Below are 23,775 nucleotides of genomic sequence, written 5' to 3' on the forward strand. Positions count from 1 at the left end.
TAAAGCAGCGCCATGGTCAGGCTGGTTTTCGCATTCGTATTTTCCGTTTTGCTTGCCGTATCGGCGCGGGCGGAAGTGCTGCTGGAAAATCTGACCTGGACTGAGCTGCGCGATGCGATTGGGGCGGGTTCAACCACGGTGATCGTGCCTATTGGCGGCACCGAACAGAGCGGGCCGCTGATCGCGCTGGGCAAACACAACGCGCGCGTTTCTTTCCTGAGTGCGAAGATTGCTGAAGCCGCAGGGCAGACGCTGGTGGCACCGGTGATTGCCTATGTGCCCGAAGGCAATATTGATCCGCCCACGGAGCATATGCGCTTTCCCGGCACGCTGAGCGTTAGTCACGACACCTTCATCCAGCTGCTCAAGCAGACTGGCCAGTCGCTGCACCATGCCGGCTTCACCCATATCATCTTCATCGGCGATCATGGCGGCTACCAGAAGGATCTGAGCATCGCAGCGGATGCCTTGAACGCGCAATGGCATGGCAAGGGCAGGGCGCTGGCGCTGCTCCACTATTACGACATAGCGCAGCAGGGTTATGTGGATGCACTGCGGGCCGCGGGGATAAAAGACAGCGAAATCGGCAGCCATGCAGGCCTTGCCGACACATCTCTGCAGCTTGCAACCGTGCCCGGCATGGTGCGCGCGGAGAGGTTGCAGGAATCAGGGACTTACGGAGAGAAGGACGGCATTTATGGGGGCCATCCGCTGCGGTCTTCAGCCGCTCTCGGGCAGAAAGGCGTTGACCTCATCATTGCGGGCACAGTAACCGAAATCCGTAACTTCGTGGCGGCGCGTTAAATGAAATCGATCTTCCTGGTAGGTCTGGCCTTCGTGGCTGCAGTAAGCGGAGGGCAGGCGGCTGAAGCGCCTGATCTCAGCACCTGCAAGGACATTCACCGTGAGATGATGCTGGCTGCGAATGACGCGGTGCCCGCAACGCTGGTGGCCGCAGCCGGTGCGCTGGGTGCCATTCCGGCTCCGGTCGGCAGTGATGCCACGCCGGCCCCTCTGGTGCCGCCGGTGCCGGTGGCTTTGGATGACGCGGTGATCAAGGCCAACGCCGCAGGCTCTGCGGCGGGCAATATCTACAGCGAAACTTCGTCAGACAAAATCGGGCCATCGACGGCGCTGCCGCGCGTCTATGTGCCCAATCATTCGTCGAACACCGTCACCGTCATCGACATGAATTCGAAGAAAGTGATCGAGACTTACAAGGTGGGCCGCGGGCCGCAGCATGTGGTGCCGAGCTTCGACAAGAAGACGCTGTGGGTGAACAACACCGCCGATGGCTCGAAGATGGGCAGCGTGACGCCGATTGATCCCACCACCGGCAAGCCCGGCACCGAGATCGCGGTGGATGATCCCTACAACATGTATTTCACCCCGGATGGAAAGCTGGCCATCGTGGTGGCGGAAGCCTACCGCCGCCTCGACCTGCGTGACGCGCAGACCATGGCGCTGGTCTCCAGCATCCCCACGCCTACGTGCGAGGGCCTCAACCACGCCGACTATAATGCCGATTTCTCCGAGATCGTTTTCACGTGTGAATTCGGCGGCGTGGTCTCCGGCCGCCACGGGCAGATGGTGAAGACCGAGGCGCATGGCGAAATCGGCCCCAGCCTGATCAAGGTCGATCTGAAAAGCGGCACGGTGAGTGGCGAGCTGGTGTTCTCCAAACCCGGCATGCCGCAGGATGTGCGCCTGTCGCCCGATGGCAAGACCTTCTATGTCACCGACATGATGAATGACGGCGTGTTCCTGGTGGATGCGGCCACGTTCAATGAGACGGGCTTCATCTTCACTGGCAAGGGCGCACACGGCCTCAATGTCAGCCGCGACGGCAAGTCGCTCTATGTGGCCAATCGCGGCTCCAACCGCATGCCCGACCGGCACAGCGGCCCGGGCAGCGTGTCAGTGATCAACTTCGCCACCAACGCGGTGGAACACACTTGGCTGATCCCCGGCGGCGGCAGCCCGGACATGGGCAATGTCACGCCGGACGGCAAGGAACTCTGGCTGGCCGGGCGCTATGATGGCGAAGTCTATGCCATCGACACCAGCAATGGCGCCGTGACCAAGATCAATGTGGGCATCGAGCCGCATGGGCTGACCGTGTGGCCGCAAGTGGGACGGTTCTCGCTGGGGCATACCGGGAATATGCGGTAGGGATACGCAAGAGAACTCTGTATTCGCCGGCTTAGCGCTCGAGTTATCCCCAGTAGTAAAATTACTTATGCGATAACTGTAGATTGCGCCTATTCTAAAATTCCTAGATATCAATTGCAAGAACAAAACAAGAACTGTATAATTTAGGGATGGAAGGTGTGCAACAAAGAATACGTGATCCTATTCACGATCTGATCGTTTTTGAGGGCCCCAACAAATCGCAGTTGGAGGGAGCGCTTTGGAAGGTGCTGCAAACTCGTCCGTTTCAGAGGCTTCGTCGAATAAAGCAGCTGGGCTTTTCGGACTTTGTTTATCCAGGCGCCACTCACTCGCGATTTGCTCACAGCGTTGGTGTGTTTCACACCGCGCGGATGTTGATGGAGATAGTTCATCGCCACACGGCCTCCCGTCAGGATACGCGTGAAAACCATGCTTTGGCAGCAGCGCTTGTTCACGACGTTGGGCATGGACCATTCAGCCATGCATTTGAAAAGGTCGGAGGTCGCCTAAATCTTAAACTAGCAAACCATGAGCTGTTAAGCGAAGAGCTCATCAGAAGAGGTGAAATTGCTGAGACCTTGAACCATGAGATGGGGAAGTGTTTCTCAGACGATGTGGCTGATATCATCAAAAAGAACGGAGTTAAAACGGTGCATCACGCTGTCGTTTCAAGTCAGTTCGATGCGGATCGTTTGGATTACATGCGTCGCGATAGATTTATGACGGGGTCTCAACACGCAGGAATTGATTTTCAATGGCTGCTAGCAAATCTCGAAATCAGGTCTGTTGAAACGGGGGTGGATGATCAGCCAACTGGTTCTGTTGAAACCTTTGTCATCGGACCGAAAGCTGTTCATGCTGCTGAGGCATTTGTGTTGGGGCTATTTCAACTTTATCCCACGGTTTATTTTCACAAGGCGACACGAGGAGCGGAGAAGCTTTTTGAGGAGCTTCTAGTTCGGGTCATCACCTTAGTGCAGTCTGAGGGTACAGCATCCACTGGACTTTTTGATAATCACCCGATCGTTCGATTTGCAAAGGATCCAGAAAGTGCGGAGCTAGCGCTCATGTTGGACGATACAGTGGTGTGGGGTGCTCTCCCTCTCATGATTGATGCTTCGGATAAAGTTGTTGCGCATGTTGCCGCACGACTCAGAGACCGAAAATTGTTGAAATGCTATGATGTGCGGGAGCGGATAGCCCTTCGAATTGATCCTAAGTCATCGAATATGCGTGAAAAAATTGATCAGATCGACAAGTGTTGCGCTTCGGTTAAGGTGAAATTAACTGGCAAATTCCCAAATGGTGACGGGTTTCCGAAGATTCTCTTCGATGAAGACGAACGATCCCCTTACCGATCAGTTGATCGGTCAAAAGGGCCCTTGAACCAAATTATGGTGCGTTCAGGCGATCATCTGGTTGATCTGAACGAGCGTTCAAGTGTTGTTAGTTCGCTTAAAGTGTTCAAGCTTTTCCGGGCGTATTTTTCCAAAGACGACCCGCAGATTGAAGCTGAAATTGATTCAGCCATGGAGGAAGGGATTTCAGAATGCCGTTAGCGCAGAGGGTTCGCCAAATTGTTGTTGATGCTGGTGGGGAAGTTGTTGGGCGCACCAAGCTTCAAAAGCTCGTCTATTTTCTCGTGACAGCTGGATTTGAACCTGACATCCAGTTTTTTTACAAGCACTACGGGCCATACAGTGAAGCGTTGGCCTCGGCTTCGCGCGAAGCCAGCCTTCTCGGATTGGTGAATGAACGAGAAGAACGGGCTGGCTGGGGAGGTCTTTACTCGATCTACTCGACTGATGGCGCTCAAGCTGAGGGGGCTGATGCCCACCGTCTGCAAATGGCTCAAATGGCTGCCGCTGCGGATGCTGTCGAGCTTGAACTCGCGGCTACCGCTTTGTTCTTGGAAGAGGAAGGCGTGGATGATCCTTGGAATGAGACTGCGCGCCGAAAGCCTGAGAAGGCTAACTTTGTTAGATTGGAAAACGCTCGTGCGCTTTATCGCAGATTGTCCGCTATTCAATCACCTCATCCTTTGCCAAATCTAGATTAGTATCTATAAAAACATTGACAATATATTCCTATAGGAGTATATGCCTTCGCGAACGCTAACCCAAATTAAGGAGGGGACGATGTCGACAGCGTCTCATCATCGCGGGTTTCGTTTGCAGCGCCTGCAGCTCATCCGGTTTAACGCGCCGGTGGGTTCCGGGAGCTCCGGTTCTGGACCGCAGGCACTAAGACTTGCGCGCCTTCAATGGCTAACCAATATCAGCTCCGGATTTAAAATCGCTGCGTTCCTCACCCGGGCTTTGGCCCATGTCTTTTCATCAGAATTCTGCATCGGGCCGAAGCCAGGGCGGAGCTTTCTCCTCCGCTTCCTTGACGACCGGAAAGCGGGGCTCGGTTTGCGCTGAGCCCCGCTTTTCTCTTTTCCGCTGCGGATGACACGCGGCGAACAGGGGCGGAGCCGTGTTTTGACGTACGCCCCTCAAAATTCTTGCAATTGTCATGGCGTCCGCTCATAAGCCCAGCGAAATCAATTCCTCGAGGTTCATCATGACATCCATCATCGACATTCACGCCCGTGAAATCCTGGACAGCCGCGGCAACCCCACGGTTGAGGTTGATGTGACGCTGGAAGACGGCTCGTTCGGCCGCGCCGCCGTTCCCTCGGGCGCCTCCACGGGCGCGCATGAAGCGGTGGAGCTGCGCGATGGCGACAAGAAGCGTTACATGGGCAAGGGCGTCACCAAGGCCGTGGCCGCAGTGAATGGCGACTTGTTCGAAACGCTGGTGGACATGGATGCCACCGATCAAATTGCGCTGGACCGCGCAATGATCGAGCTCGACGGCACGCCGAACAAGGCCAAGCTGGGTGCCAATGCCATTCTGGGCGTGTCGCTGGCCGTGGCCAAGGCTGCTGCAGAATCCTGCGGCCTGCCGCTCTATCGTTACGTGGGCGGCGCATCCGCACGCACGCTGCCAGTGCCGATGATGAACATCATCAATGGCGGTGTTCACGCCGACAACCCGATCGACTTCCAGGAATTCATGATCCTTCCCGTGGGTGCCGACAGCTTCAAGGAAGCCCTGCGCGCGGGTGCGGAAATCTTCCACACGCTGAAGAGTGCTCTCAAGAAGGCCGGCCACAACACCAATGTGGGCGACGAGGGCGGCTTCGCGCCGAACCTGCCGTCCGCCGAAGCTGCCCTTGATTTCGTGATGCAGTCCATCGAGCAGGCTGGCTACAAGGCCGGCAAGGATATCTATCTCGGCATGGATTGCGCGGCGACCGAGTTCTTCAAGAACGGCGCTTATGTCTATGAAGGCGAGGGCAAGACCCGCTCGATCGACGAGCAGGTGGAATATATGGCGAAGCTGGCCAAGGCCTATCCGATCATCTCGATCGAAGACGGGTTCTCGGAAGATGATTGGGATGGCTGGAAAAAAGTCACCGACAAGATCGGCAAGAGTGTGCAGCTGGTCGGCGATGATCTGTTCGTCACCAACACCAAGCGCCTCGCACGCGGCATCAAGGACGGCGTGGCGAATTCGATCCTCGTCAAAGTGAACCAGATCGGCTCGCTGACCGAGACGCTGGAAGCCGTCGAGATGGCGCACAAGGCCGGCTACACCGCCGTCATGTCGCATCGCTCGGGCGAAACCGAAGACTCGACGATTGCCGAACTGGCAGTTGCCACCAATTGCGGGCAGATCAAGACGGGTTCGCTGGCGCGGTCTGACCGGTTGGCCAAGTACAACCAGCTGCTGCGCATCGAGGAAGAACTGGGCAGCCAGGCGTTCTATGCCGGGCGCTCGGTGTTCAAGGGTCTGAAGTAAGCTTCAGGCGGCAGGGCCGCCTGGTTTCACAATTCTCACGCTCAAGCCTCCCAGGCTTGAGCGTTCGTATTTGAGGGCAAGGCCGTAGCCTTCCAGCAATTCGCGCGCGATGGCGAGGCCCAGCCCGTGCCCGGCGCGTGCGTTATCCAGCTTGAAGCCGCGCTTTTCAATCTCTGCCATCTGCTCTGGCACAACACCCGGCCCATCGTCTTCGATGCGCAACAGATCAGTGTCGTGCGAGATGCGTACTGTGGTCCTGGCCCATTTGCGGGCGTTGTCGAGCAGGTTGCCCAGCAGCTCCAGCAGGTCGCGCGGCTCAATCGCCACTGCGTCATCGGCGGCGATGGTGTTGTCCCATTGCAGCTTGGCGCCCTCAGGCGTTTTGGAGAGCGCGCGCAAGATACGTTCGACATTTGGGCGCAAGGGCGTGGGCGCGATGTTTTGCCCGCCCGCCATGCGGGCGCGGGCCAATTGCCGTTCCACCTGGTTGTGGATGAATTCCGCGTTCTCACGGATGGTCATCGCGGCCTGCGTTTGACCGTGCCGGCTGAGGTCATCGGCAACGGCGCCCAAAACGGTGAGTGGTGTCTTGAGACCATGCGCCATGTTACTCGCCCGCTGCCTGGCCCGTTCAAGGGCGTCGTCACGCGCGGAAAGCAACTCATTCAAGCTGGAAACGAGCGGTTCAACCTCGGACGGGAATTTTCCGGTGAGGTGCTTGGCGTCACCGCCATGAATATCCTTGACCGCAGATTCCAGATCTTGCAGCGGCTTCAGCCCGAGCAAGATCTGGATGAGAGCACCCGTCAGCAGCGCCGCCAGCAGGATGAAAAGGCCAAGCCCCAGATCGTTTCTGAAGCCCTGCGCGGCATCGTCAATCTCGCTGCGATCCACCGCCATCGTTACCGAGAGTTTGCGCCCAGTGCCATCGGCCAGGGGCAGCACCAGTGATTTGACCAAGGCAAAAAGTGGTGTCTGGTTTGGCCCGTCAATCAGCTCGATGGTGCGCCCGGCGGTAAGATCGGGCAGGGCGGCATCGAATAGCGAGCGCGACCGGATGGGCTCCTGGTCCGGTTCATCAATCTGCCAGTAGAGGCCGCTATAGGGTTTTTCAAAACGCGGGTCGCTCAGCGCGCCATCGACCACGATCTTGTTGCCCGGGTTTATGCGGACTTTTGCGGCGAGCTGCACAAAGTCATTTTCCAACTCGCGCTTCGCCAAGTCGCCGGCATAGTGAAGGAAGATGAAAAGAAACGCGGCGCCCGCCACCAGCAAAGAAAGCGCAATACCCAAGGCCGCCGCCAGAAGGAGCCGCAGCTTCAGGGACCTCGCGTTCATCAGGCCGGGTTCTGCAGATAATAGCCGAAGCCGCGCCGGGTGCGGATCAGGTCATTGCCCAGCTTGCGGCGCAGGCGGCTGACCACGGCTTCGATGGCGTTAGCATCGCGATTGTGATCGTGATCGTAGAGGGCATCGGCAATCTCGGTCTGGGTGGTCACGCGGCCTTGCTGCATGGCGAGGTATTGGACCAAACGGAATTCAAGCGGGGTCAAAGCGATGGCCGTGCCATTCACGCTGACCGTCCGGTCTTTCAAGTCGATGAGCAGCGGGCCAACGGTGAGGGTGGATTTTGCGGCACCACCAGAGCGCCTCAAAAGTGCGCGCAGGCGGGCCATCAGCTCCTGCATCTGGAAAGGCTTGGCGAGGTAGTCATCGGCACCGCTGTCAATCCCATCCACCCGTTCGGCCCAGGAGCCGCGGGCTGAAAGCACGATCACCGGAAAATCCAGACCTTCGGAACGCCAGCGCTTGATCACGCTGAGGCCGTCCAGCTTGGGCAGGCCGAGATCCATGATCACGGCGGCATAGTTTTCTGTCGCACCCTTGAACCAGGCGTCTTCGCCATCGCCGGAAATGCTGGTGACAAAACCTGCCGCCTGAAGCGTTTCGGCGATGTTGCGGGCAATGGCGGCTTCGTCTTCAACAATTAGAATGCGCATGTTCTACTTTCGGCTGAGGGTCATGGCGTCCAGGAACAGGGTGCGTAACTCAATGATGTTGGCGAGGTAGCGCACTTCATACACCAGCCCTTCGCCCGTGGCATGAAGCTTCACGTCCAGTACCTGGCCCGGGAATTTCTGGTTCATATAGGCAAACAGCAGCGGCATGCTTGCGGCCTGGCCTTGCTGGATCACCTGTTTGGATTGTTCCTGGTCGAGCACGGGTGTTTGTACGAACCGGGCAGCGGCTCGCTGTTTGAGGGGATCGCTGTTTCCGTCCGAATTCCCGTCCGCTGCTGCAGGCGCCGATGCGCCGTAAAGGCTGGGGGCACCATCAGGTTGGGGTGCAGAAGAAGTGAATGGATCAGTGCCGGGCTGCGTTGCGGGAGCTCGCGTCGCGTTAGTCGGATCAGGGCTGTTATCGCCGGTACCATTGTCGCCATCGGCATTGTGGTCAACGGGCGGCCCGTGATGATCACCACCACCATCTCCAGGGTGATGGCCGCCATCGTCATGGCCGTCACCGCTATTGCCAGACCAGCCACCTCCGCCATTATTGTGATAGCCACCACCACCGCCAGGACCGCCGCCCCCGTCACCGTGACCACCACCAGAAGCGAAAGATGTGCTGGCCAATACGCCGGGCAGGGCGAGCAGCGATGCAATCAACATGAATTGGCGGGAGTGGCGGAACATGACCTGAATTAAGCGAGATTGGGCCCCGCTTCAATTGATGCATCCAAGGTGTTGGGCTTAGGGCGGCACCTTGGGAACCAACGAAACGGGACCCGTATTTCAACTACCGGACGAGCCGCATGAAAGAGCCGCATCCAAACGCAATTGACATATCACCAAACCGGATTGGGGTACGGGACGGCGATGACTGACAGATAGAGCCGCGAAGCTGACGATTCGCCCGCGCGGCCTATCAGTGGATTGTCAGGTTGGAAACAGGCTTAGGCGCTGAGGGCGACAGGTTGTTGCTTAGGCGAAAGGTCGCTGAGCTTGGTGGTGGCCAGCTGCATCTGCATGGCCTTGGAGGCCTCTGCAAGCCGTGGCATCAGCGCGCGGAAGATGGCACGTGCGGTTTCGCATTCCGGATTGTCGCTGTTGCGGTGAGTGCGGAACACTTGTTCGTCTTCCACCGACTGATAGACTTCGGCCAAGTTGATATCTGCAGCAGGTTTGGCCAGCAGGAAGCCACCGGCACGGCCGCTGGTGGAATGCACCAATCCTCCGCGCTCCAGCTGCGACATCAACCGGCGGATCACCACCGGATTGGTCTCAACGCTTTGGGCAATGATGGACGAACAGACCGGGCCTTTTTTGCCGTAATGGTCAAGCAGGCTCAGGACGTGGACGGCCACAACAAATCGGCTGGAGGATAACATGAGTTACAGATCGGCCTTGTTGCGCCAAAAATCAAGTCCTGCCAGGAAACAGGCTTATTTTAAGAGGCCGTTAACGGTGCTGATCACAAATAGAAGCCATGGGATTCATCCTCCGCCACCGACTCGAATTGCTGGTCTCCATGTCCTGCCTGGCTTTGATGGCGTATTTTGCCCTGCAGGCCACGATGGGCGGGCGCAGCTATTCCGACCGGGCTGAACTCACTCAGCGGTTCGCCCAGCTTGAGGATACGCTCTCCAATGTCACCCGTGAGCGGATGGCGCTGGAGGACCGGGTGGCCCAGATGCGGCCCGGCAATGTGGATGCGGACCTTTTGGATGAAATGGCGCGCCGCACACTGAATCTCGGTCTGGAAAACGACGTGATCGTGAAGTTCTAGGCGCTAATAGCCTCACGAATTCCACTAGATAAACTGAATTCCAGTTAACTCATGATTTTTGCATTTGCACCAATAGTTTAGTGCTATAAAGCTCCTACAAAAATCAGGGGAGCGAGAGCATGGCGGTGAAGTCAGCTTACCTGGCGCGTAAAAACGCCAAGGAAAAATCCGGCAAAAAAACGGATTTGAAGAATTCCGGCTTTTCGGCCGAAGAGGAGCTCAAATCCTACCGTGACATGCTGCTGATCAGGCGCTTCGAAGAGAAGGCCGGGCAGCTTTATGGCATGGGCGTGATCGGCGGCTTCTGCCATCTCTATATCGGCCAGGAGGCCGTGGTGGTGGGTCTGGAAATGTCTGCCAAGGAAGGCGACCAGCGCATTACCTCCTACCGCGACCATGGCCACATGCTGGCCTGTGGCATGGACCCCAAGGGCGTCATGGCTGAGCTGACGGGCCGCAAGGGCGGCCTGTCCAAGGGCAAGGGCGGCTCGATGCACATGTTCAGCAAAGAGAAGAACTTCTACGGTGGGCATGGCATCGTTGCTGCACAAGTGCCGCTGGGTGCTGGGCTGGCCTTTGCGAACCGCTACCGCAAGAACGATAATGTGAGCTTCACCTATTTCGGTGATGGCGCGGCCAACCAGGGCCAGGTCTATGAGACCTTCAACATGGCTTCGATCTGGAAGCTGCCGGTGGTCTTCGTGATCGAGAACAACCGTTATGCGATGGGTACCGCCAATACGCGTTCGACTGCTGCCGCCGAGCATCTGGGTGCGCGTGGCGAGGCTTTCGATATTCCGTCAGAGCAAGTGGATGGCATGGATGTGGAAGCGGTGAAGGAAGCCGCCGATCGCGCGGTGGAACATTGCCGTTCGGGCGAGGGCCCCTATATCCTCGAAATGATGACCTATCGCTATCGTGGCCATTCCATGTCTGATCCGGCGAAATACCGCAGCAAGGAAGAAGTGCAGAAGATGCGCGAAGAGCATGACCCGATCGAGCAAGTCAAGGCGCGCATCCTGAAGGCCAACCGCGCGACTGAAGATGATCTGAAAAAGATCGATGCCGAAATCCGCGAGATCGTGACGGCAGCGGCAGACTTCGCCACCGCGGATGCGCCGCCGGATGACAGCGAGCTCTATACCGACATTTACAAAGTAGCGTGAGGTAAAGACCAGATGCCAACCATCCTCATGCCCGCGCTCTCGCCTACGATGGAAGAGGGCAAGCTTTCCAAATGGCTCAAGAATGTCGGTGACCAGATCAAGTCTGGCGACATTCTGGCCGAGATTGAAACCGACAAGGCCACGATGGAAGTGGAAGCCGTCGATGAAGGCCCGCTGACGGAAATCCTGGTTCCCGCCGGCACTGAAGGTGTCAAAGTGAATGCGCCGATTGCAGTGATTGGCACGGCGGATGCGAAAGCTGCAGCTCCTGCGGCGGCGGCTCCGGCACAACAGGCTGAAGCACCGGCGGCACCGGCGGTTCATGCCGCTGCTCCGGTTGAACTGGCTGATCCCGAAATTCCCGAAGGCACCGAGATGGTGCATATGACGGTGCGTGAGGCGATCCGCTCTGCCATGTCGGAGGAAATGCGCGCCGACAAGGACGTGTTCCTGATGGGCGAAGAAGTGGGCCAATATCAGGGTGCCTACAAGATTTCGCAGGGCATGCTGGATGAGTTCGGGCCTGACCGCGTGCTGGATACGCCAATCACCGAACATGGCTTTACTGGTATCGCTGTGGGCGCGGCTTTTGCCGGCCTGAAGCCCATCGTCGAATTCATGACCTTCAACTTCGCCATGCAGGCGATTGACCAGATCATCAACTCCGCCGCCAAGACGCTTTATATGTCTGGCGGTCAGATGGGCTGCCCCATTGTGTTCCGCGGGCCCAATGGTGCCGCTGCGCGCGTGGCCGCCCAGCACAGCCAGGATTATGCCGCATGGTATTCGCAAATCCCCGGCCTCAAAGTGGTGATGCCGTATTCTGCGGCCGATGCGAAGGGCCTGATGAAGGCCGCCATCCGTGATCCCAATCCGGTGATCTTCCTTGAAAATGAAATTCTTTACGGCAAGAGCTTTGACGTGCCGAAGCTGGATGATTGGGTGGTGCCGATCGGCAAGGCGCGCGTTGCGCGTGCTGGCACGCATGTCACCATCGTATCCTTCGGCATCGGCATGACTTATGCTTTAGGCGCGGCGGAAAAGCTGGCCGCCGAAGGCATCGAAGCCGAAGTGGTTGATCTCCGCACCATCCGCCCGATGGATATCGAAACCGTGGTGAAGAGCGTGCAGAAAACCAACCGCGTGGTCTGCGTGGAGGAGGGCTATCCGCGCTTCTCCGTCACCTCGGAACTGGCTGCCGAGATCATGACGCATGCGTTTGATTATCTCGACGCGCCCGTTGCCCGCGTGGCCGGCAAGGATGTGCCGATGCCCTACGCTACCAATCTTGAAAAACTGGCCCTGCCCAATGTCGATGAAGTGGTGGCCGCTGTGAAAGGAGTTCTCTATGTCTAAGAAACCGCAAGGCGGCCATGAAGGCCACGGCCATGACGATCATGGCCACGAGCATCATCACCATGATCACAGCCACGATGTTCACCCCCATCAGCTGCAGCCGCCGCATGAAGTGTTTCATGATGCCAATGCGGGCGAAATCGTGCGCGGCTGGATCACCGGCGGGCATCTGAGCCTGTCGCTGCATTCCATGGCCTTCGGCAAGGCCGATATGTGGGGCCACGTTCTGTCCGGAATGGCGCAGCAAGTTGCTGCTTCGATGGAGGAGATGGGCCACGGCACCACCGCTGCCAATCTCGATATCATTCGCAAGGTGCTGACGGAGGATCTGAACAAGGCCGCCGCACAAAGTTCGGTTCTCTCCAACAAGGGTTAAACCCATGTCCGCCACGGTTCTGATGCCCGCGCTCTCTCCCACGATGGAAAAGGGCAAGCTTGCCAAATGGCTCAAAAAGGAAGGCGACGCCGTGAAGTCCGGCGATGTTCTCGCCGAGATCGAAACCGACAAGGCCACGATGGAAATCGAAGCCATCGATGAAGGCAAGCTCGCCAAGATCCTGGTGGCCGAAGGCACAGATGATGTGCTGGTGAACACGCCGATTGCCATCATCGCCGCTGACGGCGAGAAGGTGGAAGCGCCTGCTGCCGCAGCTGCGCCAAAGGCAGCGGCCCCCGCAGCTGCTGCGCCAGCACCTGCCGTTGCCGCATCTGCGCCAGCCGCTGCCGCGCCGAAGGCCAACGGCGCTGCCGCTGGTGGCCGCGTGTTCGCCTCGCCTCTCGCACGCCGTATCGCCAAGCAGAAGGGTGTGGACCTTGCTGCACTCGCAGGCTCCGGCCCGCATGGCCGCATCGTGATGAAGGATGTGGAAAGCGCCAAACCGGGTGCAGCACCTACCGCTAAAGCCGGCGCTGCGGCTGGCTTCTCGCCGGCGCCGTCGGATGAATCTACCCTCAAGATGTTCGAGGCCGGTTCTTACGATCTCGTGCCGCATGATACGATGCGCAAGGTGATTGCGCGCCGCCTCACGGAATCGAAGCAGCATGTTCCGCATTTCTATGTGAGCGTGGATGTGAGTCTGGAAAACTTGCTGGCCTTGCGTGAGCGGCTGAACCCGCAGGCCCCGAAGGACAAGGACGGCAAACCGGCTTGGAAAGTCTCGGTCAATGATTTCATCATCAAGGCACTTGGCATGGCTCTGGTGAAGGTGCCGGATGCCAATGTGTCCTGGCTGGAAAGCGCCATGGTGCATCACAAGCATGCTGATATCGGGGTGGCCGTTTCGATCCCCGGCGGGCTGATCACGCCCATCGTGCGCAAGGTGGAAAGCAAGGGCTTGGCCCAGATCAGCCAGGAAATGAAGGACTATGCCGCCCGCGCCAAGACGCGCAAGCTGAAGCCGGAAGAATATACCGGCGGCTCGGCCTCGGTGTCGAATATGGGCATGATGGGGGTCTCCAACTTCGCCGCCATCGTCAACCCGCCGCAAGCCTCGATTCTGGCCATCGGTGCCGGTGAACGCCGCCCGGTGGTGAAGGGCAATAACATCGTAATCGAACAGCAAATGACGATCACCCTCTCCACCGACCACCGCTGCATCGACGGCGCTCTGGGTGCGGAGCTGATTGGCGCGATCAAGATGTATCTGGAAGAACCCGGCTTGATGCTGGTCTGAGGTGACCATGAAAAACATTCTGGCGTTTGGTGACTCGCTCACTTGGGGTGCTGTGGCACTGAAGTCTTTGCGGCATCCGTTCGATGTGCGCTGGCCGAATGTTTTGGCGGCGGGGCTGGGCGGCAAGGCGCGGGTGATTGAGGAAGGGCTCAATGGCCGCACGACCGTGTTTCCTGATCCGACCGAAGATGTGGAGCGCAATGGTGCTGTTGCACTTCCCATGCTGCTCAAGACGCATGAGCCGCTTGATCTGATCATCATCATGCTCGGCACCAATGATATCAAATATGCAAATCGCTGCCGGGCGTTTGATGCTTCGATGGGCATGTCGCGGCTGATTGGGTTGGCAAAGCGCTTTCCCTACAATGAGAACTACGCCAGCCCGAAGATTCTCATTATGAACCCGCCGCATCTTGTGAAGACGGATGATGAGTGGTTCAACGACCTCTGGGGCCACGCGATTGAAGAGTCCAAATTGCTGCCAAAGCATTACGCGCGCGTGGCGCAGGAAGAAGGCGTGCATTTCTTTGATACCAACGCCGTTGCCAAGTGCGACCCCACGGATGGCGGGCATCTTGATTCTGCCAATACGGCCGCCATCGGCATGGGCCTGGTGCCCGTCGTGAAGAAAATTCTGGAGATCTGAAATGGCCGACACAGCATTTGACGTGATCATTATTGGCGGCGGGCCGGGCGGCTATGTGGCCGCGATCCGTGCGGCACAGCTGGGCCTGAAGACCGCCGTAGTTGAGCGTGAACATCTGGGCGGCATCTGCCTGAACTGGGGCTGCATTCCGACCAAGGCGCTGCTGCGCTCGGCTGAAATCTATCATTACATGAAACATGCTGACGCCTACGGGCTCTCCGCCAAGGATGTGTCGTTTGATCCGTCTGCCGTGGTGCAGCGTTCGCGCAATGTGTCGGGCCGCCTCAATATGGGCGTGGGTGGATTGCTCAAGAAGAACAAGGTGCAGGTGGTCTGGGGTGAAGCCAAGGTTTCCAAGGTGGGCGAAGTGACCGTGGGCACCAGCACCAAGCCGGTGATGTTGCCGCAGAACCCGCCGCCCAAGGGCACTCTGGGGGCAGGGGTCTATACCGCCAAGCACATCATCATTGCTACCGGCGCGCGTCCGCGTGCGCTGCCCGGGCTGGAGCATGATGGCAAGCTGGTGTGGTCCTACTTCGAAGCCATGGTGCCGAAGGAGATGCCGAAGTCTCTGCTGGTCGTCGGCTCTGGCGCCATCGGCATTGAATTCGCGTCCTTCTACAATTCGATGGGCGTGGATGTGACAGTGGTCGAGATCATGGATCAGATCATGCCGGTCGAAGATAACGAGATCAGCAAGATTGCGCAGAAGCAGCTGGAAAAGCAGGGCATCAAGTTCCGCATTTCCGCCAAGGTGGCCAGCCTGAAGAAGGGCGCCAACAACGTCACCGCCACGGTTGAAGCCGGCGGCAAGAGCGAGACGATCACGGTTGACCGGGTGATTGCCGCCACGGGCGTGGTCGGCAATATCGAAAATCTGGGTCTCGAAGCGCTCGGTGTGAAAACCGAGAAGGGCTGCGTGGTGATTGATGGCTACGGCAAGACCAATGTGGCCGGCATCTATGCGATTGGCGATGTGGCCGGTCCGCCGATGCTGGCCCACAAGGCCGAACATGAGGGCGTGATCTGCGTCGAAAAGATCAAGGGCCTTGATGCGCATCCGATGAAGAAAGAGCAAATTCCCGGCTGCACCTATTGCCACCCGCAGGTGGCCTCCGTGGGCCTCACCGAAGCCAAGGCCAAGGCCGCAGGCTTCGAGGTCAAGGTGGGGCGCTTCCCGTTCCTGGCCAATGGCAAGGCCATTGCGCTGGGCGAAGACCAAGGTCTGGTGAAGACGGTATTCGACGCCAAGACCGGCCGCCTGCTGGGCGCCCATATGGTGGGTGCCGAAGTGACCGAACTGATCCAAGGGTTTGTGATCGCCATGGGGCTTGAGACCACCGAGGAAGAGCTGATGCACACCGTGTTCCCGCATCCGACTCTGTCCGAGATGATGCATGAAAGCGTGCTGGATGCTTACGGCCGTGTCATCCACATGTGATCTTGAAGTGGCGGTACAGCTTCGCCATATTCGAGATTAAACGGGGGTTCCCATGGATACAAAGAACGTCGTCATCGCCATCATCCTCGGCATCATTGCCGGGTGGCTTGCCTCGTGGATCGTCGGCGGGCACGGGCTGGTGCAATATCTGATCAGCGGTGTGCTGGGCTCGTTTGTCGGCTCGTTCCTGCTGCAGAAGGCCGGCATCAATCTGGGCATCCGCAATGAAATCGGCCGTGACATCGCCACGGCCACCATTGGCGCTGTGGTCGTGATGATCATCGCGCGTATTCTGAGTTAGAGGGAAAGAAAAATGAACAACATTATGCAACTGGGCGGCGGCCTGGGCTTTTGGGGCACCATTCTTGTCGGCATCCTGGCCGGCTGGCTGGCGCACACCGTCATGGGCGGCCGCGGCGGCATCATCTGGAACCTGATCATCGGTGTGATCGGTTCTTGGCTTGGCTTCTTTGTTGCAGAGAAACTGAATATCCATCTGGGCGAGCTTTTCCACGGCTGGTTCTGGGGCAATCTGCTCGTCTCGGCGGCGGGTGCGATTGTGCTGCTGTTCCTGCTGCGCTTGTTGCGCGGGCGCTGAAGGCTGTTACACTATCCGGCATTGCCGGGCCGTTGTGGCATTAGTCCGGTGACTCAAATAGTTTGCCACAGGGAAAGGAATTAACATGGACGGATATGGTATCCTCTGGTCGATCGTTCTGGGCGGCATTGCCGGCATCATCGCTGAAAAAGTGATGAGCTTTAACACCGGCCTGATCCTCTCGATCATCCTGGGCATTGTTGGCGCTGTCGTTGGCAATTTCGTGCTCGGCCTGCTGCATATTTCCATCGGCGGCGGCGTGATCGGCACGATCATCGTGGCGGTGCTGGGCGCCTGCATCCTGATCTTCCTGTACAGGCTGATCAACCGGCGCTGATGGCCACACTGATCGACATAACAAATCAAAACCGGCCGAGGCACCCTGAAAAGGCGCACCGGCCGGAAACCCCGTTGTTGCGCAAGCCGGACTGGATCCGCGTCAAGGCGCCGGGCTCTCCCATCTATGCCGAGACCCAGAAGATCGTACGGGACCAGAAGCTGGTCACCGTCTGCGAGGAAGCAGGCTGCCCCAATATTGGTGAATGCTGGTCGAAGAAGCATGCCACCTTCATGATCATGGGCGACACCTGCACGCGGGCTTGCGCTTTCTGCAATGTGAAGACCGGTTTACCGGATGCGCTCGACCTGGGCGAGCCTGAGCGTGTCGCTGACGCCATTGCGCAGATGGGCCTGCATCATGCGGTGATCACATCGGTGGACCGCGATGATCTGGCTGACGGGGGGGGCGAACATTTCGTGCGCACCATCAAAGCCATCCGCAAAGCTTCGCCGCTGACCACGATCGAAATTCTCACGCCGGATTTCCTCAAGAAGGATGGCGCGCTTGAGCGCGTGGTGGAAGCGCAGCCTGATGTGTTCAATCACAATATGGAAACCGTGCCGGGCCTGTACCTCAAGATCCGCCCGGGTGCGCGTTACTTCCATTCGCTGCGTCTGCTGCAGCGGGTGAAGGATCTGGACAAGAACATGTTCACCAAGTCCGGCATCATGGTGGGCTTGGGTGAAACGCGCGAGCAAGTGATGCAGGTGATGGACGACATGCGGTCTGCGTCGATTGATTTCATCACCATCGGGCAATATCTGCAGCCATCGCGCAAGCACGCCGCGATTGACCGGTTCGTGACGCCTGAGGAATTCAAGGGTTACGAAACCACGGCCTATGCCAAGGGCTTTCTGATGGTTTCATCTTCGCCGCTGACGCGCTCGTCGCATCATGCGGGTGAGGATTTCGCGCGGCTGCGGGCGGCGCGGCTTGCCCGCTGATGGCGAAAGTTTCCGTCCAGCGCATCGTGCCGATTACCATGGATCAGGCGTTCGAGATTGCCGCTGACGTGGCTTCCTACAAGGAATTCATCCCGCTGGTCACGCGTTCCACTATTCGCGGTACTGTGAATGAGGAGGGGCAGGTGAAGCGCTTCGCCGCTGATCTGATGATCGCGGTGGAGAAGTTGCATTTGCACGAAGGTTTCACCAGCCAGGTTGTGACTGATGCTGCGCACCGCACTGTGGTGGCCACTTCGCAGGATGGGCCAGTGAAAGACCTGAAGGCCGTGTGGACGATGAAGCCGATGAATGGCGGGCGTTCACAGGTCTCCATCGAGATCGACTATCACTTCCGCAATTTCCTGCTGCAGCTGGCGGCCGGGCGATTGATGGATCATGCGGTGGCGAAAGTGTTGCACGCGTTTGAAGAACGTGGCCGCAAACTTTATCCGGCGAGTGCTTTGCCCAACATCTGAAGCGCGAAATTGCGCGCTGCCAGACGGATCGCGGCGCGGTCACCGGGAAACACCTGGCGCTCATGGCGCTCGTAACCGGCCTTTGACGCACAGGCAAAATGCACAAGGCCCACTGGCTTTTCTGCACTGCCACCTGATGGTCCTGCGATCCCAGTGATGGCGACGGCTAACGTGGCGTTCGAATGCGCCAGCGCGCCTTTGGCCATGGCGCGGGCGACGTCCTCGCTCACGGCACCATGCGCAGTGATCAGTTCAGTGGGCACGCCGATCATCTCGTTCTTGGCTTCATTGGAATACGTCACGAAGGCGCGGTCAAAAATCGCGGAGGAGCCGGCAATGTCAGTGATGGCTGCGGCCACCATGCCGCCGGTGCAGCTTTCTGCGGTGGCAACGACTGCCTTGTACTTGATGAGTTCGGCGACGAGTTCAGCGGCCTTCATGGCAACCTCACCGTGGCGGTGGCCATCGCCGCCATGCCTTCTTTGCGGCCGATGGCACCCATCTTCTCGGTAGTGGTGGCCTTGATGGCGATGCGGTCTGCGCTGATGCCCAGCATCTGCACGAGGGCCGCTTTCATCGCCGGGATATGCGGGCTGATCTTGGGGGCTTCGGCAAGGATGGTGATATCGACATTGGCGATCACGCCGCCCTTGGCTTCCAGCAATGCCCTGGCCTTGGCCACGAAGATTGCCGATTTCGCGTTCTTCCACTGCGGATCAGAAGGTGGAAAATGCGTGCCGATATCGCCTTCACCAATCGTGCCGAGCAAAGCATCGGTCAGTGCATGCAGCGCTACATCGGCGTCTGAGTGACCTTTGAGCTTGTGACTGTGCGGCACTTCCACGCCACAGAGCCAGACAGCATTGCCCACTTCGAACACATGGAAGTCCATGCCGCTGCCAACTCTGATATCCGGCTTGTCCATGCTATTATCTAATTCGCGGTTTGCTGCGGCGATGTCTTCCGCGGTGGTGAGCTTGCGGTTGCGCGGATCACCCGGAACGATATGCACTTTCATTCCGGCAGCTTCTGCCACTGCTGCATCATCGGTCAATTGGTTCTCGCCTGCCTTCGCCGCGCGTTCATGCGCCGCGCGAATCTTGGCATAGTGGAATCCCTGCGGTGTCTGCACATGGTAGAGTGCGGACCGGTCTAGCGTGCGCCCGATCACGCCATCTTTCACTTCCTTGATCGTATCCGCTACCGGAAGAGCGGGGATAACTGCTTCCGCCGTTCCCAGCTTGGCAATAACCGCGCTGATGAGAGTGTGCGACACGAAGGGTCTCGCTGCATCATGGATCAAAATCAAATCAGGCGCGTCGCCTACGCAGGCTTCGATGCCCAAGCGACAGGATTCCTGCCGGGATGACCCACCCCGAACTGCGGCTGAAAGGCCTTGAGAAGCTCTTGAAAACAGATCGTCATGGCCTTCGCCTATCACCGTTATTGTTTTCGTTATGAGGGGATGTGTGGCAAACGCTTCCAGCGTGAGGCGCAGCACGGGCTTTCCGCCAATCAACTGATATTGCTTGGGTATCTCTCCGCCAGCGCGCAGGCCCGAGCCTGCCGCGACAATCACGGCCATGACTTTCATGTCATCGGAAATAGAAGATTTCGGTGTGAAAGCAACTGGGCGATTCACTATGGCTTGGGCAAAAGCCAGAAAGAGCTTGATTTTGGGCTCTGGATTCGTAATTTGATCAAATATTAGCCGTTGGCAGGAATTGACTAAAATATGGGCATTCAAATCGGAAAGGTTACGACGCGCAACAACGTGTTCCTGGCACCCATGTCAGGTGTTACCGATGAGCCGTTCCGCAAAGTGGCTCATGATACGGGTGCCGGGCTGGTCGTTTCCGAGATGGTTGCCTCCGATGCCCTCGTGCAGGAACGGCGCGACATGGTGCGCCGCGCGCGCGGTGCCAAGCAGCTCCAGCCGTTTGCGATGCAGCTCGCCGGGCGCGAGGCCAAATGGATGTCCGAAGGTGCCAAGGTGGCGCAGGACATGGGTGCCGATATTATCGACATCAATATGGGTTGCCCCGCCCGGCAGGTGACGGGTGGCCTATCAGGTTCTGCGCTGATGCGCGATCTGGGTCATGCGGTCACACTGATTGAAGCGACGGTGGCCGCTGTGAAAGTGCCGGTCACGCTGAAGATGCGTCTGGGCTGGGATGACGGCATGCGCAATGCACCAGAGCTTGCGCGCTATGCGGAAGCTTCTGGGATTGCCATGGTCACCGTTCATGGCCGTACGCGCTGTCAATTTTATAAAGGCAAGGCCGACTGGAACGCTATTCTAGCGGTGCGAGATGCCATCAAGATTCCCTTGGTTGCCAATGGCGATTGCAATACCGCCGACGATGCCCGCGCGATGCTTGCCGCTTCGGGCGCTGATGCCGTCATGGTGGGGCGTGGCGCCTATGGTCGGCCATGGCTGCCGGGGCAGATCGCAGAAGCATTGGAACGTGGCACAGGTGGCAAACCCTTGGGGTTGAGCCAGGAACTCGCCTTGTTGTTGCGCCAGCAGGACGAGACACTCGCGCTCTATGGTGCAACCTTAGGCAACAAGATTTTCCGCAAACATTTGAGCTGGACAGTGACTCGCTTGGAAGAGCGGGAATTGATCTCCGATGAAGCTGCTGCCAGCCATCGCACTGCGCTGCTGGGCGAGACTGACAATGCGGCTGTGACCCGACTCTTGCGCTCCATCTATTCCGACTTCCCGCAGGAGCGGCTGGTCGCATGATCGCTGATGAGCAACTGGCGCGTTCCATTCTGGAAGCGCTTCCCAATCCGCTGTTGTTAGTAGACGGCAAGAACCGCATCGCGATGGTGAATTCAGCCTGTGAGGATTTCTTCCAGGCCAGCGCCACCATGCTGCGCAAGAATACTGCTGAAGACCTGTTCCCTTTTTCCAGCCCGGCGCTGGAGGCGATTGCGCGGGCCCGCGATGAGGGCGGCGTGATTAACGAATATGCCACTTCGATTGGCACGCCACGCTTTGGCGGCGAGCGCATTGTGGATGTGCAGACCACCGGGCTGGGCGACATGCCGGGCACCGTGTTGATCATCATATTGCGCCAATCGATGGCGCAGAAATTTGATTTCCAGCTCTCGCACCGGGGGGCCGCGCGGTCTGTTTCTGGCATGGCAGCGATGCTGGCCCATGAAATCAAGAATCCGCTTTTTGGCATCAGGGGTGCAGCGCAATTGCTGGAGCCTACCGTTGGCCCACAGGACCGCTCACTCACCCGGCTGATTTGCGACGAGACTGACCGCATCCGCAACTTGGTGGACCAGATGGAAGTGTTCTCTGATGAACGGCCACTGGAGCGCCAACCGGTCAACATCCACGTAGTGCTGGATAGGGTGCGCCAGATCATTCTGGCGGCCAATCCCAACGGTGTCACCCTTACAGAGAATTACGATCCTTCGCTGCCGCCGGTTTCCGGCAACCACGACCAACTGGTGCAGGTATTTCTCAACCTCGCCAAGAACGCGGTTGAAGCGATGAATTCTGATCAGGGCGGCAAGCTTGAATTCACCACCGCCTTCCGTCCCGGCGTGAAGCTTGCTGTGCCGGGCTCAAGCGAGCGCGTTTCGCTGCCGCTGGAAGTCTGCGTGAATGACGACGGCCCCGGTGTGGAAGAAGAACTGCGCCCCTTCATCTTTGATCCCTTCATCACATCGAAGGCGCAAGGCAAAGGTCTGGGGCTTGCTCTGGTGGCCAAAATTGTGCGCGATCATGGCGGTGTGGTCGAATGTATCGGGCGTGAACGCGGGGCCACGTTCCGCGTTCTTTTGCCTCTCGAAAAACGTGTTGAAAAGGCTGATTGATGAGCGCCAAAACCATTCTGCTGGCTGACGACGACAGTGCCATCCGCACGGTGCTTACGCAGGCATTGACGCGTGCCGGCTATAGCGTGCGCTCCACCGCCACGGCCACCGCATTGTGGCGCTGGGTACAGGAAGGCCAGGGCGACATCATCGTGACCGACGTGGTGCTGCCGGATGAAAATGCTTTCGAGATGCTGCCGCGCATCAAGAAGCTGCGGCCGAAGATTCCCGTGATCGTGATGAGCGCGCAGAACACCATCATGACCGCCATCCGTTCCACCGAGCTTGGCGCCTATGATTATCTGCCCAAGCCGTTTGATCTCAATGTGCTGCTCCAAACCGTGGCGCGGGCGCTGGAACAGGTCAACAAGCCCAACCTACCCAAACCCATTGAGAACAGCGAGAACCTGCCGATCATCGGGCGTTCGTCAGCGATGCAGGAAATCTACCGGGTGATTGCGCGCCTGACGCAGACTGACCTGACTGTTACCATCATCGGCGAAAGCGGCACCGGCAAGGAATTGGTGGCGCGTGCGCTGCATGATTTCGGGCGGCGCAAGCGGGGCCCTTTCGTTGCCGTCAACATGGCTGCGATCCCGCGTGAATTGATCGAGAGCGAATTGTTTGGCCATGAGAAGGGCGCTTTCACCGGTGCCTCCAACCGCATGCCCGGACGTTTTGAACAGGCCGAAGGCGGCACATTGTTCCTCGATGAAATCGGCGACATGCCACTGGAGGCGCAGACTCGACTGCTGCGCGTGTTGCAGCAGGGCGAATATACCAGCGTGGGCGGCAATGCGCCGATCAAGGCCAATGTGCGCATCATTGCCGCCACCCACCGTGACCTGAGGCAATTGATCGGGCAGGGGCAGTTCCGCGAAGATCTGTTCTTCCGCCTCAATGTCGTGCCGCTGCGCCTGCCTTCATTGAGGGACCGGGTGGAAGACATTCCCGATCTGGCAAGGCACTTCCTCAACACTGCGGTGAAGGACGGCTTGCCGCCGAAAGACATTTCGCCTGAAGCAGTGGACGCGCTGAAATCCTATCGCTGGCCCGGCAATGTCCGCGAGCTGGAAAACCTGATGAAACGCCTGATGGCGATGGAGATCGACGACACGATTGGTGCCGCCTCGGTCAATGCCGAGCTGGCGGGCAGCGGTCCATCGCCGGTGAATTCAGAAGGCAGTGGGTCAGATACGCCTGACAGTGTGATTGAGTTCATGGAGCGTCATCTGGCGCGATATTTCACTGCTTTTGGCGAAAGCATGCCACCGGCCGGGCTTTATGACCGGATTCTCAATGACGTTGAGCCACCGCTTCTACGTGCCGTTTTATCGGCCACCAAGGGCAATCAGCTCAAGGCAGCGGAAGTTCTGGGGATCAATCGGAACACCTTGCGTGTGAAGATAAGACAGCATCAAATCAAGGCCTTGCGTGGCTTTTCCTAAGTAAAGCCTCAACTCTTGGGATGATGGGTGTGGCATC

Annotated in this window: 27 protein-coding genes; 21 read left to right on the forward strand and 6 right to left on the reverse strand. The window is 58.3% G+C overall.

From position 1 onward, the window contains the following. Window positions 1-12: 12 nt before the first annotated feature. The 5 genes from F8B91_RS04315 to eno all read left to right on the forward strand — a co-directional run bounded on the left by F8B91_RS04315 (window position 13) and on the right by eno (window position 6,021). Window positions 13-804: a creatininase family protein gene (locus F8B91_RS04315; protein ID WP_196502469.1), complete on the forward strand. Its 792-nt coding sequence runs from the start codon at window positions 13-15 to the stop codon at window positions 802-804. Further along, on the forward strand, window positions 805-2,172 hold the full coding sequence (locus F8B91_RS04320; RefSeq protein WP_246714957.1) for a hypothetical protein: 1,368 nt from the start codon (window positions 805-807) through the stop codon (window positions 2,170-2,172). 149 nt (window positions 2,173-2,321) lie between these two features. After that, window positions 2,322-3,731 carry an HD domain-containing protein gene (locus F8B91_RS04325; protein ID WP_196502470.1) on the forward strand — a complete coding sequence of 470 codons (1,410 nt, stop codon included), beginning with the start codon at window positions 2,322-2,324 and terminating at the stop codon, window positions 3,729-3,731. Then, window positions 3,722-4,231, forward strand: a complete 510-nt coding sequence (locus F8B91_RS04330; protein ID WP_196502471.1) for a hypothetical protein — start codon at window positions 3,722-3,724, stop codon at window positions 4,229-4,231. Before F8B91_RS04325 ends, F8B91_RS04330 begins: the two co-directional genes overlap by 10 nt. 506 nt (window positions 4,232-4,737) lie before the next feature. Beyond that, window positions 4,738-6,021: a phosphopyruvate hydratase gene (gene eno / locus F8B91_RS04335; RefSeq protein ID WP_196502472.1), complete on the forward strand. Its 1,284-nt coding sequence runs from the start codon at window positions 4,738-4,740 to the stop codon at window positions 6,019-6,021. 3 nt (window positions 6,022-6,024) lie between these two features. On the opposite strand, the gene F8B91_RS04340 is transcribed toward eno, so the two are convergent. The 4 genes from F8B91_RS04340 to F8B91_RS04355 all read right to left on the reverse strand — a co-directional run bounded on the left by F8B91_RS04340 (window position 6,025) and on the right by F8B91_RS04355 (window position 9,412). Continuing rightward, window positions 6,025-7,359: a sensor histidine kinase gene (locus F8B91_RS04340; protein ID WP_196502473.1), complete on the reverse strand. Its 1,335-nt coding sequence runs from the start codon at window positions 7,357-7,359 to the stop codon at window positions 6,025-6,027. Beyond that, complete coding sequence (locus F8B91_RS04345) at window positions 7,359-8,021, reverse strand: response regulator transcription factor (protein WP_196502474.1); 663 nt, start codon at window positions 8,019-8,021, stop codon at window positions 7,359-7,361. The genes F8B91_RS04340 and F8B91_RS04345 overlap by 1 nt, the downstream gene beginning before the upstream one ends. Before the next feature lie 3 nt (window positions 8,022-8,024). Beyond that, window positions 8,025-8,717, reverse strand: coding sequence for a hypothetical protein (locus F8B91_RS04350; protein WP_196502475.1), 693 nt, complete (start codon window positions 8,715-8,717; stop codon window positions 8,025-8,027). Window positions 8,718-8,977: 260 nt separating this feature from the next. Beyond that, the gene (locus F8B91_RS04355; RefSeq protein WP_246714958.1) at window positions 8,978-9,412 is read right to left on the reverse strand and encodes an Rrf2 family transcriptional regulator; all 435 of its coding nucleotides are present in this window, start codon (window positions 9,410-9,412) and stop codon (window positions 8,978-8,980) included. Window positions 9,413-9,510: 98 nt separating this feature from the next. Here F8B91_RS04355 and F8B91_RS04360 point away from each other — a divergent pair, with 98 nt between their 5' ends. The 12 genes from F8B91_RS04360 to F8B91_RS04415 all read left to right on the forward strand — a co-directional run bounded on the left by F8B91_RS04360 (window position 9,511) and on the right by F8B91_RS04415 (window position 18,450). Then, on the forward strand, window positions 9,511-9,810 hold the full coding sequence (locus F8B91_RS04360; protein WP_196502477.1) for an FtsB family cell division protein: 300 nt from the start codon (window positions 9,511-9,513) through the stop codon (window positions 9,808-9,810). A 119-nt stretch (window positions 9,811-9,929) separates the two neighbouring features. Continuing rightward, window positions 9,930-10,976 carry a pyruvate dehydrogenase (acetyl-transferring) E1 component subunit alpha gene (gene pdhA, locus F8B91_RS04365; protein ID WP_196502478.1) on the forward strand — a complete coding sequence of 349 codons (1,047 nt, stop codon included), beginning with the start codon at window positions 9,930-9,932 and terminating at the stop codon, window positions 10,974-10,976. A 12-nt stretch (window positions 10,977-10,988) separates the two neighbouring features. Beyond that, complete coding sequence (locus F8B91_RS04370) at window positions 10,989-12,332, forward strand: pyruvate dehydrogenase complex E1 component subunit beta (RefSeq protein WP_196502479.1); 1,344 nt, start codon at window positions 10,989-10,991, stop codon at window positions 12,330-12,332. Further along, window positions 12,325-12,708: a DUF5076 domain-containing protein gene (locus F8B91_RS04375; protein WP_196502480.1), complete on the forward strand. Its 384-nt coding sequence runs from the start codon at window positions 12,325-12,327 to the stop codon at window positions 12,706-12,708. Before F8B91_RS04370 ends, F8B91_RS04375 begins: the two co-directional genes overlap by 8 nt. A 4-nt stretch (window positions 12,709-12,712) precedes the next feature. Continuing rightward, window positions 12,713-14,005 (forward strand): pyruvate dehydrogenase complex dihydrolipoamide acetyltransferase, encoded by a 1,293-nt coding sequence (locus tag F8B91_RS04380; protein ID WP_196502481.1) that lies wholly within the window; start codon window positions 12,713-12,715, stop codon window positions 14,003-14,005. A gap of 7 nt (window positions 14,006-14,012) precedes the next feature. Further along, window positions 14,013-14,651 (forward strand): SGNH/GDSL hydrolase family protein, encoded by a 639-nt coding sequence (locus tag F8B91_RS04385; protein ID WP_196502482.1) that lies wholly within the window; start codon window positions 14,013-14,015, stop codon window positions 14,649-14,651. Between the two features lies 1 nt (window position 14,652). Continuing rightward, the gene (lpdA, locus tag F8B91_RS04390; RefSeq protein ID WP_196502483.1) at window positions 14,653-16,092 is read left to right on the forward strand and encodes a dihydrolipoyl dehydrogenase; all 1,440 of its coding nucleotides are present in this window, start codon (window positions 14,653-14,655) and stop codon (window positions 16,090-16,092) included. Window positions 16,093-16,144: 52 nt separating this feature from the next. Continuing rightward, window positions 16,145-16,393 carry a GlsB/YeaQ/YmgE family stress response membrane protein gene (locus tag F8B91_RS04395; protein WP_196502484.1) on the forward strand — a complete coding sequence of 83 codons (249 nt, stop codon included), beginning with the start codon at window positions 16,145-16,147 and terminating at the stop codon, window positions 16,391-16,393. 12 nt (window positions 16,394-16,405) lie between these two features. Then, a complete protein-coding gene (locus F8B91_RS04400; protein WP_246714959.1) occupies window positions 16,406-16,690 on the forward strand; it encodes a GlsB/YeaQ/YmgE family stress response membrane protein in 285 nt (94 codons plus the stop codon). Between the two features lie 85 nt (window positions 16,691-16,775). Then, window positions 16,776-17,027, forward strand: coding sequence for a GlsB/YeaQ/YmgE family stress response membrane protein (locus F8B91_RS04405; RefSeq protein ID WP_196502485.1), 252 nt, complete (start codon window positions 16,776-16,778; stop codon window positions 17,025-17,027). Beyond that, window positions 17,027-17,974: a lipoyl synthase gene (gene lipA, locus F8B91_RS04410; protein ID WP_196502486.1), complete on the forward strand. Its 948-nt coding sequence runs from the start codon at window positions 17,027-17,029 to the stop codon at window positions 17,972-17,974. The genes F8B91_RS04405 and lipA overlap by 1 nt, the downstream gene beginning before the upstream one ends. Next, window positions 17,974-18,450: a type II toxin-antitoxin system RatA family toxin gene (locus tag F8B91_RS04415; RefSeq protein ID WP_196502487.1), complete on the forward strand. Its 477-nt coding sequence runs from the start codon at window positions 17,974-17,976 to the stop codon at window positions 18,448-18,450. Before lipA ends, F8B91_RS04415 begins: the two co-directional genes overlap by 1 nt. Here F8B91_RS04415 and F8B91_RS04420 read toward each other — a convergent pair. After that, the gene (locus F8B91_RS04420; protein WP_196502488.1) at window positions 18,420-18,890 is read right to left on the reverse strand and encodes a CinA family protein; all 471 of its coding nucleotides are present in this window, start codon (window positions 18,888-18,890) and stop codon (window positions 18,420-18,422) included. The two genes, F8B91_RS04415 and F8B91_RS04420, sit on opposite strands and share 31 nt — an antisense overlap. Next, window positions 18,887-19,987, reverse strand: coding sequence for a bifunctional 2-C-methyl-D-erythritol 4-phosphate cytidylyltransferase/2-C-methyl-D-erythritol 2,4-cyclodiphosphate synthase (locus F8B91_RS04425; RefSeq protein WP_348641783.1), 1,101 nt, complete (start codon window positions 19,985-19,987; stop codon window positions 18,887-18,889). Before F8B91_RS04425 ends, F8B91_RS04420 begins: the two co-directional genes overlap by 4 nt. Here F8B91_RS04425 and F8B91_RS17060 point away from each other — a divergent pair. The 4 genes from F8B91_RS17060 to ntrC are packed head-to-tail and all read left to right on the forward strand — an operon-like array spanning window position 19,874 to window position 23,738. After that, window positions 19,874-20,161, forward strand: a complete 288-nt coding sequence (locus F8B91_RS17060) for a hypothetical protein (protein WP_348641794.1) — start codon at window positions 19,874-19,876, stop codon at window positions 20,159-20,161. The two genes, F8B91_RS04425 and F8B91_RS17060, sit on opposite strands and share 114 nt — an antisense overlap. 24 nt (window positions 20,162-20,185) lie before the next feature. Beyond that, window positions 20,186-21,199 carry a tRNA dihydrouridine synthase DusB gene (gene dusB, locus F8B91_RS04430; RefSeq protein WP_196502490.1) on the forward strand — a complete coding sequence of 338 codons (1,014 nt, stop codon included), beginning with the start codon at window positions 20,186-20,188 and terminating at the stop codon, window positions 21,197-21,199. Continuing rightward, on the forward strand, window positions 21,196-22,290 hold the full coding sequence (locus tag F8B91_RS04435) for a two-component system sensor histidine kinase NtrB (protein WP_196502491.1): 1,095 nt from the start codon (window positions 21,196-21,198) through the stop codon (window positions 22,288-22,290). The genes dusB and F8B91_RS04435 overlap by 4 nt, the downstream gene beginning before the upstream one ends. Next, window positions 22,290-23,738, forward strand: coding sequence for a nitrogen regulation protein NR(I) (gene ntrC, locus F8B91_RS04440; protein ID WP_196502492.1), 1,449 nt, complete (start codon window positions 22,290-22,292; stop codon window positions 23,736-23,738). The genes F8B91_RS04435 and ntrC overlap by 1 nt, the downstream gene beginning before the upstream one ends. The last annotated feature ends 37 nt before the right edge of the window (window positions 23,739-23,775 follow it).

Origin of the sequence: Aestuariivirga litoralis (assembly GCF_015714715.1) — a bacterium.
Classification (GTDB): Bacteria; Pseudomonadota; Alphaproteobacteria; order Rhizobiales; family Aestuariivirgaceae; genus Aestuariivirga; species Aestuariivirga litoralis_A.